Annotated in this window: 12 protein-coding genes; 10 read left to right on the top strand and 2 right to left on the bottom strand. The window is 71.5% G+C overall.

The genetic code is table 11. From position 1 onward, the window contains the following. Positions 1-5 precede the first annotated feature (5 nt). Positions 6-1,430, top strand: a complete 1,425-nt coding sequence (locus tag ACFYZF_RS23645) for a serine hydrolase domain-containing protein (protein ID WP_387024135.1) — start codon at positions 6-8, stop codon at positions 1,428-1,430. A 119-nt stretch (positions 1,431-1,549) separates the two neighbouring features. On the opposite strand, the gene ACFYZF_RS23640 is transcribed toward ACFYZF_RS23645, so the two are convergent. Then, positions 1,550-2,956 carry a KamA family radical SAM protein gene (locus ACFYZF_RS23640; RefSeq protein ID WP_387024133.1) on the bottom strand — a complete coding sequence of 469 codons (1,407 nt, stop codon included), beginning with the start codon at positions 2,954-2,956 and terminating at the stop codon, positions 1,550-1,552. Between the two features lie 156 nt (positions 2,957-3,112). Here ACFYZF_RS23640 and ACFYZF_RS23635 point away from each other — a divergent pair, with 156 nt between their 5' ends. The 9 genes from ACFYZF_RS23635 (at position 3,113) to ACFYZF_RS23595 (ending at position 13,369) form a co-directional block, all read left to right on the top strand. Next, positions 3,113-4,162, top strand: coding sequence for a zinc-binding alcohol dehydrogenase (locus ACFYZF_RS23635; protein ID WP_387024248.1), 1,050 nt, complete (start codon positions 3,113-3,115; stop codon positions 4,160-4,162). 5 nt (positions 4,163-4,167) lie between these two features. Beyond that, positions 4,168-5,754 (top strand): amidohydrolase, encoded by a 1,587-nt coding sequence (locus tag ACFYZF_RS23630; protein WP_387024131.1) that lies wholly within the window; start codon positions 4,168-4,170, stop codon positions 5,752-5,754. A gap of 74 nt (positions 5,755-5,828) precedes the next feature. Beyond that, entirely contained in the window at positions 5,829-7,388 is a 1,560-nt protein-coding gene (locus ACFYZF_RS23625; protein WP_387024246.1) for a lysine 5,6-aminomutase subunit alpha, read from the top strand. After that, on the top strand, positions 7,385-8,137 hold the full coding sequence (locus ACFYZF_RS23620; protein ID WP_387024129.1) for an OAM dimerization domain-containing protein: 753 nt from the start codon (positions 7,385-7,387) through the stop codon (positions 8,135-8,137). The genes ACFYZF_RS23625 and ACFYZF_RS23620 overlap by 4 nt, the downstream gene beginning before the upstream one ends. Beyond that, the gene (locus ACFYZF_RS23615) at positions 8,134-8,526 is read left to right on the top strand and encodes a hotdog domain-containing protein (RefSeq protein WP_387024127.1); all 393 of its coding nucleotides are present in this window, start codon (positions 8,134-8,136) and stop codon (positions 8,524-8,526) included. Before ACFYZF_RS23620 ends, ACFYZF_RS23615 begins: the two co-directional genes overlap by 4 nt. Then, positions 8,523-9,860 carry a glutamate mutase L gene (locus ACFYZF_RS23610; RefSeq protein ID WP_387024125.1) on the top strand — a complete coding sequence of 446 codons (1,338 nt, stop codon included), beginning with the start codon at positions 8,523-8,525 and terminating at the stop codon, positions 9,858-9,860. Before ACFYZF_RS23615 ends, ACFYZF_RS23610 begins: the two co-directional genes overlap by 4 nt. Positions 9,861-10,367: 507 nt before the next feature. Next, the gene (gene lnt, locus ACFYZF_RS23605; protein ID WP_387024244.1) at positions 10,368-11,927 is read left to right on the top strand and encodes an apolipoprotein N-acyltransferase; all 1,560 of its coding nucleotides are present in this window, start codon (positions 10,368-10,370) and stop codon (positions 11,925-11,927) included. A gap of 38 nt (positions 11,928-11,965) precedes the next feature. Further along, positions 11,966-12,772 carry a polyprenol monophosphomannose synthase gene (locus ACFYZF_RS23600; RefSeq protein WP_387024123.1) on the top strand — a complete coding sequence of 269 codons (807 nt, stop codon included), beginning with the start codon at positions 11,966-11,968 and terminating at the stop codon, positions 12,770-12,772. Between the two features lie 54 nt (positions 12,773-12,826). Beyond that, the gene (locus tag ACFYZF_RS23595) at positions 12,827-13,369 is read left to right on the top strand and encodes an FxsA family protein (protein WP_387024121.1); all 543 of its coding nucleotides are present in this window, start codon (positions 12,827-12,829) and stop codon (positions 13,367-13,369) included. 94 nt (positions 13,370-13,463) lie between these two features. Here the strand turns inward: ACFYZF_RS23595 and ACFYZF_RS23590 are convergent, their stop codons facing one another. After that, positions 13,464-13,805 (bottom strand): RNA polymerase-binding protein RbpA, encoded by a 342-nt coding sequence (locus tag ACFYZF_RS23590; protein ID WP_007460094.1) that lies wholly within the window; start codon positions 13,803-13,805, stop codon positions 13,464-13,466. Positions 13,806-13,916 lie beyond the last annotated feature (111 nt).

Raw genomic sequence — 13,916 nt, 5'->3', positions numbered from 1 at the left:
GCGTGGTGCTGATCCGAACGCTGACCGCCATGATCCTCGCCGCCACTGCCGCACCCACCGCCCCAGCCGGGGAGATCGCCCCGGCCACGATTGACGCGGCGGTCCAGTCGTACCGCGAGGCCACGGGCGTGCCGGGCGTCGCGGTCGCCGTCACCCGGGGCCGCACCGTGATCCATACGGCGGGCTACGGACGCACCGCGGCGGGCGAAGCCGTCACGAACCGTACCGTCATGGCTGTCGCCTCGGTCAGCAAGTCCATGACGGCGCTGACCGTTCTGCAGCTGGTCGACGCCGGCCGCGTCCAGTTAGACGCTCCCGTGCGCGGTTACCTGCCGGAATTCACCCTGGCGGACGAGCGCGTCGCGCAGGTCACCGTGCGGCAGCTGCTCAACCACACCTCCGGGCTGTCGGACCGGACGTACAAGCCCTTCAGCGGCCCTCCGGTGCGCAACCTGCGGGAAGCGGTCGCGTCGATGCGTACCGCCCGCCTGGCCGCCGACCCGGGCACCCGGTTCGAGTACCACAACCCCAACTACCAGGTCGCGGCGCGTCTGGTCGAGGTCGTCAGCGGGCAGCCGTTCGACGTCTGTCTGCGCCAGCAGGTGTTCGGCCCCCTCGGCATGGTGGACAGCCGGACCGTCAACACCGCCGACGAGGTGCCATCCAGCAGTCGCGGTCACCTGATGATCGCCGGCAGGCCCGTCGCCGTGCCGGAACCTCCCGCGTTCGGTGCCGGCTCCGGCGCCGTGTTGAGCACCGCCCACGACATGGCCGCCTGGCTGGTCTCGCAGAACGACCATGGACGCGGACCCGACGGCAGGTCGGTCGTCTCGGCTGCCGCTGTGGCCGACATGCAGCGCCCGTCCGTCGATGGTTACGGTCTCGGCTGGCAGAGCGCCGCCACCGGGTCCGGGGCGCCGCTGATCGAACACGACGGCGACATGATGACGTTCACCGCGTACCAGGCCATCCTGCCCGCCGGTGGGTACGGCATCGCGGTGATGGCCAACACCGGAACTCTGCACCGCGACGCCCAGGCCATCGGCGCGCGCCTCGTCGACCTCATCGAAGGGCGTGTCCCGTCGCGCCCCAACACGTCCCTGGTCTGGATCGACGTCACTATTCTGGTTCTCGTGCTCGCGGTGGCGCTGCTGGGCGCGCGGGGGATCCGCCGGGCCCGTGGCTGGGCTGTCAACCGCCGCCCCGACTGGGGAATCGCCGCCCGGCTCCTGCCCTACCTGCTGCCGTTGGCCCTTCTTGTCGAGCTCCACCGTGTGGTGAGCTTCCTCTATCGCGGCCGTGACATCTCCTGGCTTCAGACGGCCTACCTCTATCCCACCTTCACGCTACTGCTCGCGGCGACGTCAGCCGCCGGCATCGCGGTCATCGCCAGTCGGCTGACGATGCTCGTTCGCACGCCGCCGCGGTAGGCCCCGGGCAGGCATCTACACCTAGTGTCCTAGGACGCCTTAGGGGAGGTGTCGCCAGCGACACCCAACAAAGAAGTGGGCCCCGGCGTCAGCCGGGGCCCACAGAGGCTGCGGAAAGGTCAGTCGTCGTGGTGCTCGCGCCACCACTGCTGGCCAGAGGCGGGGAGCGTGTCGATCGGGTCGTAGTAGGCGTAGCGCTTGTTGAGCGCCTCCAGGTCGGCCGACTCGATGGAGGTGCGGTAGTTCTTCGTCCAGTACGAGATGCCGCGCTCGCGGTCGTACTCGGTGAGCATGTGCACCCAGCGCTTGCCGACGAACGGGACGTCGCAGACGATCCGTGGGGTGGCGTAGCCGGGCAGGTAGCCCATGATGTCGTGCTGGAGCTGCTGGGCGTGCCAGACGGGGACCCGCCAGTGCTCGGCGTTGGGGATCATGTCGCACATGTAGAAGTAGTACGGCAGGATGCCGGCCTCACCCTGGAGCGCGAAGCAGAGGTCGAGCAGTTCGGGGGTGGTGGCGTTGACGCCGCGCATGAGCACGCCCTGGTTGCGTACGTCCCGTACGCCGACGTCGAGGGCGGTCTGGGCGGCCCGGGCGACCAGCGGGGTGATCGACTGGGCGTGGTTGACGTGGGTGTGGATGGCCAGGTTGACGCCGCGGCGGGCGGCGGTGCGGGCGACCCGTTCCAGGCCCTCGACGACGTCGGGCTGGAGCCAGTGCTGGGGCAGGCCCATGAGGGCCTTGGTGGCGAGCCGGATGTCGCGGACGGTGTCCAGTTCCAGCAGCCGCATCAGGTACGACTCGAGGTTGCGCCACGGCACGTTGGCCACGTCGCCGCCGGAGACGACGACGTCACGGACGCCGGTGTGGGCCTTGAGGTAGGCGATGTGGGCGTCGTACCGGTCGACGGGCTTGAGGGTGAGCTTGAGTTTGTCGACGGCGGGGGTGGAGTTGCCGACGAGGTCCATCCGGGTGCAGTGCCCGCAGTACTGGGGGCAGGTGGAGAGCAGTTCGGCGAGGACTTTGGTCGGGTAGCGGTGGGTGAGGCCCTCGGCTACCCACATGTCGTGTTCGTGTAGGGAGTCGCGGCTGGCGTAGGGGTGGGAGGGCCAGTCGGTGCGCCGGTCGGAGGCCACGGGGAGCATGTAGCGCCGGATCGGGTCGGCGAGGAGCGCCTCGGTGGTCATCGGCGCGAACGGGACCATGGTGTTGATCATTTGTGGTGGCACCAGCATGGACATGGTGGCCAGGGCCTTCTGGTCGGCCTCCAGGTCGGCGTAGAAGGACTCGTCGACGGTGTCGCCGAGGACGGTGCGGAGCTGCTTGATGTTCTTGACGCAGTTGACGCGCTGCCACTGCGCGTTCTCCCACTGCTCGCGGGTGACGTGGCGCCAGCCGGGGAAGCGGGTCCAGTCGGGTTCGACCAGGGGGCTGCGGCGGTATTCGTACGGCTGCCCGGCGGTCGGTACGGCGACCGGGGCGTGACGGGGTTGAGGGATGGTCTCAACCGGTTGCGTCTGGGTCACGGCCCCTCCTCGGTGCGTGGTGCGGATGATCAGCAGGCCGTAGGCTACTGGAAAATATCCGGTGAAGAAATTAGTCTGCCGTAAGTTTTCCCGCGACGCGAGTCCTGGCCAGGGCTTCGGGCGGTTGGACAGGGGGAGGTCGGCGTGACGTCACCGGTGGGTCTGCACCGCGTTGTCGAACCGGCGGGGGTGCTGCCGCAGGCGGCATGGCGGCTGGACGCCAGTGCGACGATCGCGCCGAACGAGGTGCGTATCAGGGTGGAGCGGCTGAACCTGGACGCGGCGAGTTTCCGGCAGTTGTGGGAGAAGCACGGCGGGGACGGGGAGAAGGTCCGCGCCGAGGTTCTGGAGATCGTCTCTACCCGGGGCAAGATGCAGAACCCGGTGACCGGGTCGGGTGGGATGCTGATCGGCACCGTCGACGAGGCGGGGCGGCGTTCCCCGCTGGGGCTGAGGGCGGGCGACCGGGTGGCGACGCTGGTGTCGCTGACGCTGACCCCGTTGACGATCACCGACGGGCTGGCGCGCTGGGACGGCCGCAGCGAGCAGGTGCCGTGTGACGGGTACGCGATCCTGTTCGCCCGGTCGATCGCGGCGGTGCTGCCGGCGGATCTGCACCCGGAGTTGTCCCTCGCCGTGCTGGACGTGTGTGGGGCGCCGGCGCTGACCGCGCGGGTGGTCCACGAGCGTGTGCGGCGGCGGGAGCGGGAGGGCGATCCGACGCCGGTGAGCGTGGCGGTGATCGGTGGGGCGGGCAAGAGCGGGTCGCTGTCGTTGGCGGCGGCGCGTCGGGCGGGCGCGGGTCGTACGGTCGGGGTGGTGCCGGTGGCGGCGGAGCGGGACGCCCTGGTGGCGGCGGGTCTGGCCACGGAGGTGGCGTTGGCCGACGCGCGGGATCCGGTGGCGTTGTCGACGGCGGTGACGACGGCGCTGGGGGTGCCGGCGGACGTGACGGTGGTGTGCGTGGACGTGCCGGGTTGTGAGCACGGTGCGGTGTTGGCCACGGCGGACGGCGGGACGGTGATCTTCTTCTCGATGGCGACGAGTTTCGCTGCCGCCGCGTTGGGCGCGGAGGGGTTGGCCGCGGACGTGACGATGCTGGTGGGCAACGGGTACGTGCCGGGGCACGCGGAGCTGGCGTTGGGGTTGTTGCGGTCCGAGCCGGGGGTGCGTGGTCTCTTCGAGGCGCGGTTGGCGGCAGACTGAGAGCCATGACGAACCCCTCGACGACGCGCCCGGTGACGTTGTACCGCGGTGGCGTGCTGCATTGTCCGGCGGATCCGGGTGCCACGGCGTTGCTGGTGCGGGACGGGCGGATCGCCTGGTTGGGGGTCGACGCGGATGCGCCGGCGGCGGACCGGGTGGTGGATCTGGGTGGGGCGTTGGTGACGCCGGCGTTCGTGGACGCGCACGTGCACGCCACGGACACGGGGTTGGCGTTGTCGGGGCTGGACCTGTCGGGGGTGCGGTCGGCGGCGGGGTTGTTGGACGCCGTGGCCGGGTTCGCGGCGGGTCTGCCGGCGGACGCGGTGGTGCTGGGGCACGGCTGGGACGAGTCGGGTTGGGTGGAGAAGAGGCTGCCGGGTGCTGCCGGGTTGGGGCGGGCGGCTGGGGGGCGGCGGGTGTATCTGTCGCAGGCGTCGATCCATTCGGCGTTGGTGTCGGAGGCGATGTTGGTGGCGTGTCCGGAGGCGGCCGGGGCGGCGGGGTTCGACGCGTCGGGGTGGTTGCGGCGGGACGCGCACCATGTGGTGCGTGGGGCGGCGCTGGCGTCGGTGAGTCGGGAGCAGCGGGTCGCGGCGCAGCGGGTGGCGTTGGCGCATGCGGCGTCGTTGGGGATCGCGGCGGTGCACGAGTGTGGTGGGCCGGAGATTTCCGGCGAGGAGGACTTCACGGGGTTGTTGGCGTTGTCGGGTGCGGGGTTGCCGGAGGTGTACGGGTACTGGGGTGAGCTGGGTGGTGCGGCGCGGGCGCGGGAGTTGGGCGCGGTGGGCGCGGGTGGGGATCTGTTCGCGGACGGGGCGTTGGGGTCGCGGACGGCGCACGTGTCGGGGGCGTACCTGGATGGTGAGCCGGGGGCGTGTGGGCACGGGTATGTGAGCGCGGTGCAGGTGCGTGATCATTTGTTGGACTGTGCGGCGCACGGCATGCAGGGCGGGTTCCACGCGATCGGGGATGCGGCGATCTCGACGGTGTTGGAGGGGTTCGCGGGGGCGGCGGAGAGGTTGGGTGTGGATCGGGTGCGGGCGGCGCGGCACCGGGTGGAGCATGCGGAGATCATGAGTAGGCGGTTGATCGCGGGGTTTGTGGAGTTCGGGGTTGTGGCGAGTGTGCAGCCGGCGTTCGACCGGTTGTGGGGTGGGGCGGGTCGGATGTATGAGTCGCGGTTGGGGTTGGGTCGGTCGTTGGAGTCGAATCCGGTGGGTGCGATGCATTCGGTCGGGGTGGCGTTGGCGTTCGGGTCGGATTCGCCGGTGACGCCGCTGGATCCGTGGGGGTCGGTGCGGGCGGCGGTGGCGCATCACAACCCGGTGCAGCGGATGAGTGTGCGGGCGGCGTTCGCGGCGCACACCCGGGGTGGGTGGCGGGCGGTGCACCGTGATGGTGAGGGTGTGTTGGCGTTGGGGGCGGCGGCGACGTTCGCGGTGTGGGCGACGCCGGCGGGGGTGGATCGGGGTCTGCCGGTGTTGCAGGCGTCGGATCCGGAGGCGCGGGGGGCGGAGGATGTGACGCCGTTGCCGGTGTGTCGGCGCACGGTGCTGCGTGGCGAGGTGATCTATGAGGAAGGGTCTGCGTGAGCGAGCGTAGCGAGCGAACCATCGATGTGGTGCAGGCGCGTGTCGCGTCGTCGTCGAGCGTATTGGGGGGCGGTGTGACGGGGAAGCTTGGCCTGGATCCGGTGCTGGTGGCGCGGGCGCGGGAGTTGGCGCGTCGTGCGGGGCGGCCGGTGGTGGATCTGGCGCGTAGCCATACGACGGTGTCGGTGGAGCGGGCGGTGCTGCGGTTGGCGGGGGTGACGGGTGCGGATCCGGATGGTATTCCGTGGGTGAATCGTCTGGTGGATGCGGTTGTCGCTGATGTGGGGTTGGGTCATGGGGTGGCGTTGCCGGTGTTCGACGCCCTGGTGCGGGAGCAGAGCACCGATGTGACGTTGTTGGCGCAGAAGGCGGCGGCGGGGTCGGTGCGGTTCGCCCTGCCGGCGGGGAGGTCGGCCACGGCGGCGCGGCGGGCGGCGCGGAGGGCGGTGGCTGCGGGGGTGCGGCAGATCGACCGGCGGCGGGCGGAGCGGGATCGGTTGGTGAAGCGGTACGGGGATCCGGTGCGGCGGCCGTGGATCTATCTGATCGTGGCGACGGGTGACATTTACGAGGACATTCCGCAGGCGCAGGCGGCGGCGCGGGCGGGTGCGGATGTGATCGCGGTGATCCGGTCGACGGGGCAGTCGTTGTTGGACTATGTGCCGGAGGGGGCGACGCGGGAGGGGTTCGCGGGGACGTATGCGACGCAGGAGAACTTCCGGTTGATGCGGGCGGCTCTGGACGAGTCGTCGCGGGAGTTGGGTCGGTATGTGCGGTTGACGAACTACGCGTCGGGGTTGTGTATGCCGGAGATGGCGACCCTGGCCGGGTTGGAGCGTCTGGACATGATGCTCAACGATTCGATGTACGGGATTTTGTTCCGCGACATCAACCCGGTGCGGACGTTCGTGGACCAGCGGTTCTCGCGGCAGGTGCACGCGCGGGCGGGGATCATCATCAACACCGGTGAGGACAACTATCTGACCACGGCGGATGCGGTGGATGAGGCGCACACGGTGACGGTGTCGCAGTTGTTGAACGAGTATTTCGCGCATGAGGCGGGGTTGGCGGACTGGCAGTTGGGGTTGGGGCACGCGTTCGAGATCAACCCGGATGTGCCGGAGTCGTTCCGGTTGGAGTTGGCGCACGCGTTGTTGGCGCGGGAGTTGTTCCCGGATGCGCCGTTGAAGTGGATGCCGCCGACGAAGCACATGACGGGGGATGTGTTCCGGGGGAATCTGCTCGACGGGTTCTTCAACCTGGTGGGGGCGATGACGGGGCAGGGGATCCTGCTGGTGGGGATGATGACGGAGGCGGTGGTGACGCCGTGGCTGTCGGATCGGGACATCGCGTTGCAGAACGTGCGGTATGTGCTGGGTGCGGCGGGTGGGTTGCACGAGGATTTTGTGCCGGCGCCGGGTGGGTTCATTCAGCAGCGGGCGAATCGGGTGTTGGGCGAGGCGTTGGATCTGCTGGAGCGTATCGGTGAGCAGTCGTTGTTGACGGCGATCGCCGAGGGCACGTTCGGGATCATGAAGCGGCCGGCGGACCGGGGTAAGGGTCTGGCGGGGGTGGCGGCGCACGAGGGTGACTACTACAACCCGGCGACGGAGATCCTGGAGCAGTCGGCATGACGGAGAAGCAGGTCGTCCGGCCGTACGGGGACACCACCGGCGACGGGATGGTGCAGGTGTCGTTCACGTTGCCGGTGCCGCATGACAAGCGGGCCGAGGGCGCGGCGGTGCAGTTGGCGAACAGGATGGGCATCGACCCGGCGATGCTGGTGCACGCGAAGCCGATGAGTGACGGGTTCACGTTCTTCGTGGTGTACGGGCGGGTGAACCACCTGGTGGACCTGGCGGCGGTGCGGGTGGTGGAGCGGGACTTTCCGCTGCTGTCGGCCAAGGAGGTCAACGCGGTGGTGAAGCAGCGGTTGCGGCGGAAGTTGTCGGTGGTGGGGGCGTGTATCGGCACGGACGCGCACACGGTGGGCATCGACGCGATCCTGAACGTGAAGGGTATTGCCGGGGAGAAGGGGCTGGAGTACTACCGGGAGCTGAAGGTGTCGAACCTGGGGGCTCAGGTGAGTGTGCCGGAGTTGGTCGAGGCGGCGCGGGCGGAGCGGGCCGACGCGGTGTTGGTGTCGCAGGTGGTGACGCAGCGGGACGCGCATCTGCACAACACGCGGGAGATGTCGGCGGCGTTCCGGGAGGCGATGCCGGCGGGCCGGCGTCCGCTGTTGATCGTGGGTGGGCCGCGGTTCGACGAGTCGATGACGGGCGAGTTGGGCGTTGATCGGATCTTCGGGCGGGGTACCACTCCGGGTGAGGTGGCTTCCTATCTGGTGCACGCGTTGGTGACGAGTAAGAAGGCGAAGGCATGAGTGATTCCCGGGTCGGTCTGACGGTGACGCATCGGCGGTATGTGCCGTATTCGCATGCGCATTACGCGGGGAGCCTGGTGGACGGGGCGTACGCGTTGGGGTTGTTCGGTGATGTGGCGACGGAGGTGTGTATCCGTACTGATGGTGATGAGGGGTTGTTCGCGTCGTATTCGGATGTGCAGTTCCGGGCGCCGATGCGGGCGGGGGACGTGTTGGAGGTGACGGCGACGGTGACCCGGGTGGGGACGCGTAGCCGCACGATCGACTTCGAGGCGCGGGTGGTGTGTCGGGGTCGTCCCGACCGGTCGGAGTCGGCGGCGGAGGTTCTGGATCCGGCGGTGGTGGCGGTCACGGCGACTGGCACGGTGGTCGTGCCGGCGTCGGCGTGAGGGTCGCGGTCTGCGCCGACGTCGGGTCGACGTACACGAAGGCCGCGGTGGTGGACCTGGACTCCGGTCGGTTGGTGTCGGCGGGGTCGGCGCCGACGACGGTGGGCAGTGATGTGCTGCGTGGCTTGGACGCGGCGGTGGCGTCGGCGTCGGTGGGCGTCGCGGTGGGTGACGCGCCGTGGTACGTGTGTTCGTCGGCCGGTGGGGGGTTGCGGCTGGCGGTGGTCGGCTACGAGCCGCTGGTGACGGCGCAGGCGGGTCGGCGGGTGGGGTTGTCGGCGGGGGCGAACGTGGTGCACGTGGCCGTGGGCCGGTTGGGTGCGGCGGGGTTGACGGCGTTGCGGGGGGCCCGCCCGGACGTGGTGTTGCTGGTCGGGGGCACCGACGGGGGTGACGAGGAGGTGTTGACGCACAACGCGACCCGGCTGGCGCGGGCGCGGTGGCGGGTGCCGGTGGTGTTGGCCGGCAACGTCGAGGTGCGTGACGGGTTGGGTGCGCTGCTGGTGGCGGCGGGGGTGCCGGTGACGGTGGCGGACAATGTGTTGCCGCGGATCGGGGTGCTGGCGCCGGCGTCGGCGCGGGCGGCGATCCGGGAGGTGTTCCTGCGGCACGTCATCGGTGGGAAGCGGTTGTCGCGGGGGCCGCGGTTTTCCCGGTTGGTGCGGGCGGCCACCCCGGACGCGGTGCTGACGGGGGTGGAGGTTCTCGCCGACGCGGTCGGTGGCGATCTGGTGGTGGTGGACGTGGGTGGGGCGACCACGGACGTGTATTCGGTGTTGACGCCGGACGAGCGGGCTGACGGTCCGGGTCGGGAGGTGGCGGGGACGCTGTGGCGGGCCCGGACGGTGGAGGGGGATCTGGGGATGCGGTGGAGCGCCCCGGGGGTGGTGCGGGCGGCGGTGGAGGAGCGGCTGGTCGGCGGCGGAGAGGAGGCCGGGTTGGCGGCGGCGGCGCAGGCGCGGGCGGCGGATCCGGGGTTCCTGCCGGCGGGTGACGCGGAGCGGGAGGTGGATGCGCGGTTCGCGGCGTTGGCGGCGACGGTGGCGGTGCGCCGGCACGCGCGGGGTGGGGCGACGGGGGAGCGTGGGGGGCGGGATCTGCGGGACGTGCGGCTGCTGGTGGGGTCGGGGGGTGTGCTACGTCACGTCGCGCCAGTGGTGTCGGCGGCGGTGTTGGGGGCGGTGTTGGGTGATCACGCGGGTGGGTGGCCGGTGCCGCGGGATGCCCGGCCGGTGGTGGACGTCGACTATGTGCTGGCCGCGGGTGGGCTGCTGGCGGGGGATCATCCGGTGGCGGCGGGGGCGTTGCTGCGCCGGCACTTCGGGGCGGATTGAGACACGCCGACGCGACACGCCGTGGTGAACGGCACGACAGGCCGGTGGTGGGTTGACAGGGCGTGGGGTGCAGCACGTACCGTCTTTGAGTCCTACTACGGGAAGCGGCTGTTGTTCGCTTCGTCCCTTCGCCCGCTGGCCGAGTGACCTTCGAGTCGCGGCGGCCAGGTCCAGCGGGCGGGGGTCGGCGGGGCGGCGCGAACCGGCCGCGGTTACCGGTGTACGGGCAGGGTGAGGTGCACGGCCAGTAGACAACGGCCAGGCGGGGGCAGCCAGTTTCCCGTCGGGTCGGTCCGAAGGTCGGCGTGCCTGATCCTCGCCCCACCGGCCGGGAAGGGCCTGGGAGCATCGGGGCGCGGCAGTAGCCGCGCCCCGATTTTCGTTTCCGCCCGGGTGGGCGGTGCCGCGCCGGGAGTAGCGCGGGGACGGGTAGCCTTCGGCGGTGTGATCGCAGGTGAGGTGCCGGTGACGGTCGTCGCGCAGAACCCGTCTGGCCCCGCGGCCGGGGTGCGGGCCGGTCCCGCAGGGCCGTTGCCGTTGCGGGTGGCGGTGCCGTTGTCGGTGGTCGCCGGGTTGGCGATGCTGGTGGCGTTCCCCCCGTACGGGTGGTGGCCGGCCGCGCCGGTGGGGGTGGCGTTGCTGGGCGCGGCGGTGCACCGGCGTCGGGTGCGCGCCGGTGTGGGGTTGGGTTTCGTGGCGGGCGTGGCGTTGTTCGGCCCGCTGCTGTCGTGGACGAACCTGCACACGGGTTACCTGCCGTGGCTGTTGTTGTCGTTGTTGCAGGCCGGGTACGTGGCGTTGCTGGGTGGGGCGGCGGCGTACGCGTCGCCGTTGGTGGACCGGTGGCGGTGGTCGTGGCCGGCGCTGACCGGGGTGCTGTGGGTGGGGCAGGAGGCGCTGCGGTCGCGGGCCCCGTTCGGGGGGTTCCCGTGGGGCCGGTTGGCGTTCAGCCAGGACGAGTCCCCGGCGCTGCGGCTGGCGGCGGTGGGTGGGGCGCCGCTGGTGACGTTCGCCGTCGCCGTGGCCGGTGGTCTGCTGCTGGCGGCGGTGTGGCGGCCATGGCGGGGCGGTGTGGCGCGGTCACGGTGGACGGCGGGGGCTCTGGTGGTGGCTGCGGCCGGGGTGCTCGCGGTGGGGCTGTTGGTGCCGGTGGGGGTCGCCGGGGGCGGCGGCACGGTCACCGTGGCGGTGGTGCAGGGCAATGTGCCCCGGCTGGGCCTGGACTTCAACGCGCAGCGGCAGGCGGTGTTGAACAACCACGTGCAGGCCACCCTCGACCTGGCGGCGCAGGTCGCGGCGGGGCAGCGGCAGCAGCCGGACCTGGTGGTGTGGCCGGAGAACGCCAGCGACATCGACCCGCTGCGCAGCCCGGTGGCGGGGCAGCGGATCAGTGCGGCGGCCGACACGGTGCGGGCGCCGATCCTGGTGGGGGCGGTGCTGGTGGGCCCTGGTGAGGGGCAGAGCCGCAACGCGGGGATCCTGTGGCGGCCCGGCAGCGGCCCGGACCTGGAGCAGATGTACACGAAGCGGCATCCGGTGCCGTTCGCCGAGTACGTGCCGCTGCGGGACGTGGCGCGGATGGTCAGCAAGGAGGTCGACCGGGTCCGCAGCGACATGGTGCCCGGTGACCGCGCCGGGGTGGTCGACGCCGGTCCGGCGGTCCTGGGTGACGTGATCTGCTTCGAGGTGGCCTACGACGGGTTGGTCCGCGACACCGTCACCGGTGGGGCGCAGCTGCTGGTGGTGCAGACCAACAACGCCACGTTCGACGTCGCCGAGGCCCGTCAGCAGTTGGCGATGGTGCGGCTGCGGGCGGTGGAGCACGGCCGTGCGTCGTTGATGGCCTCCACGGTCGGGGTGTCCGGGTTCGTGGCCCCGGATGGGCGGGTATCCGACGCCACCGGGTTCAACACCCGCGCCGTGGTGCTGCGCCAGTTGCGCCTCGGTGACGGGCGCACCCTGGCCACCCGGGTCGGGGTGGGGCCGGAGGCGGCGCTGACCGCCGCGGCGGTGGCCGCCCTGGCCGGGGCGGTGTGGCGGCGCCGACGGTCGGCCGTCGCCCGGTAGCGACACGTCGGCGTCGCGTCGGCGGGGGCGGAGGAACGGTGAGCGGAGCGGTGGGTGTGCGGCCGCAGGTGCGGCGGCCGGGGTTGGGGCGGGTGTTGGTGGTCATCCCCACCTACAACGAGGCGGACAACGTGTCGCCGATCGTGGCGCGGGTCCGCGCCGCCGCTCCGGACGTGGACGTGCTGATCGCCGACGACAACAGCCCCGACGGTACGGGGGCGATCGCCGACGCGCTCGCCGCCACCGACGCTCGGGTGCGGGTGTTGCACCGGCCGGGTAAGCAGGGCCTCGGCGCCGCCTACCTGGCGGGGTTCGGGTGGGCCCGGGAGCGCGGCTACGACGCGGTGGTGGAGATGGACGCCGACGGTTCCCACGCCCCGGAGGACCTGCCGCGGTTGCTGGCTGCCGCCGGGGACGCCGATGTGGTGATCGGTTCCCGCTGGTGTCGGGGCGCGAAGGTGGTGGATTGGCCGCTGCGGCGGCTGCTGCTGTCGCGGTGCGGGAACCTGTATGCGCGGGTGGCGTTGGGGATGCCGGTGGCTGACGCGACCGGCGGGTACCGGGTGTACCGGTTGGCGGCGTTGGACGCGGTGGACCTGGGGTCGGTGTGCTCGCAGGGCTACTCGTTCCAGGTGGAGTTGTCGCGGTTGGCGCACCGGGCGGGGGCGCGGATCGTGGAGGTGCCGATCACGTTCGCCGAGCGGGAGCGGGGGGCGAGCAAGATGAGCCCGGTGATCGTCGCGGAGGCGTTGTGGCGGATCAGCGTGTGGGCGGTGCAGGACCGGCGGGCGGCGTGGCGGCGTGGGGTGCACGGCACCCGCGGTGGTCAGGCGCGGTGGCCGTGACCGGCGGCGTGTCATGCTTGAACGGCGGGATGTCGGAACGGCCGATGGGGTGAGATGCGCCGAGGACTGAAATTCGTGCCGGTGGCGGCGCTGCTGGCGGTGCTGGTGGAACTGGCGGTGTTCGTCGGGGTCGGCCGGCTGGTCGGGTTCGGGTCGGCGGTGCTGTTGGTGTTCGCGGCGTCGTTGCTGGGGCTGGTGCTGCTGCGGCGTGAGGGTATGCGGGCGTGGCGGGGGTTCCGGGCGGCGGCGCAGGCGGGTCAGCCGCCCGGCGCGCAGGTCACCGACGGGCTGGTGGGGTTGTTGGGGGCGTTGCTGCTGGCGGTGCCGGGCCTGGTCAGTGGTGTGGTGGGGGCGTTGCTGCTGGTGCCGCCGGTGCGGCGGCTCACCCGGGCCGGGGTGCGGCGGGCCGCGGAGCGGCGGGTGTCGTCGATGGTCGCCGGTGACCTGTTCGGGCCGCGGGTGGTGCGGGTGCGTCGTGGTGCGGCCCAGCCCACCCCGTCCGACGAGGCGCCGGTCGAGCCGACGGTGGTCGACGGGGGCACGGTGGTCGACGGGGGCCGGGCCATCGAGGGGGAGATCGTCGAACCCGGCCGTTGACGTCGACGCGGGTAGCGTCGGGCTTGGGCGGGACATGCGCAAACGCCCCCGGTGAGTATCTCCCGGGGGCGTTTGCGCTGTTCGGGGCTGGCGTTCAGGCGCGGCCGCGGCGGGTGCGGACCTCCTGCAGCCGCTCGGCGAGGATGTCCTCCAACTCGGCGATGGAGCGGCGCTCCAGCAGCATGTCCCAGTGGGTGCGCGGCGGCTTGGCCTTCTTCTGCTCCGGCTCGTTGCCGTCGACCAGCCGGGCGACGCTGCCGTCGAACTTGCATTCCCAGGTGGTGGGGACCTCCGCGTCGACGGCGAACGGCACCTCGAACTGGTGGCCCTTGGCGCAGAGGTACTCGCGGGTCTGACGCGGCGCGAGCTCCGTGTTGCGGTCGGATTCGTAGCTGACCGCGCCCAGACGGCTTCCGCGCAGCATACGCTCGCCCATGATCGACTTCCCCTCGCTCGTGGTGCTGGTCTTCTCGTGTAACGGTCCGTGCCGGCCGGGCCATTCCCCGCCCTGGCGGGCCGGAACCCGCCCACCCGGTGGGGCACGGCA

This window comes from Micromonospora sp. NPDC001898, from assembly GCF_042891255.1.
In the GTDB taxonomy this organism is placed as follows: Bacteria; Actinomycetota; Actinomycetes; order Mycobacteriales; family Micromonosporaceae; genus Micromonospora.
The sequence above is the reverse complement of the archived record's forward strand: the minus strand, read 5'-3'. Positions and strand labels throughout refer to the sequence as shown.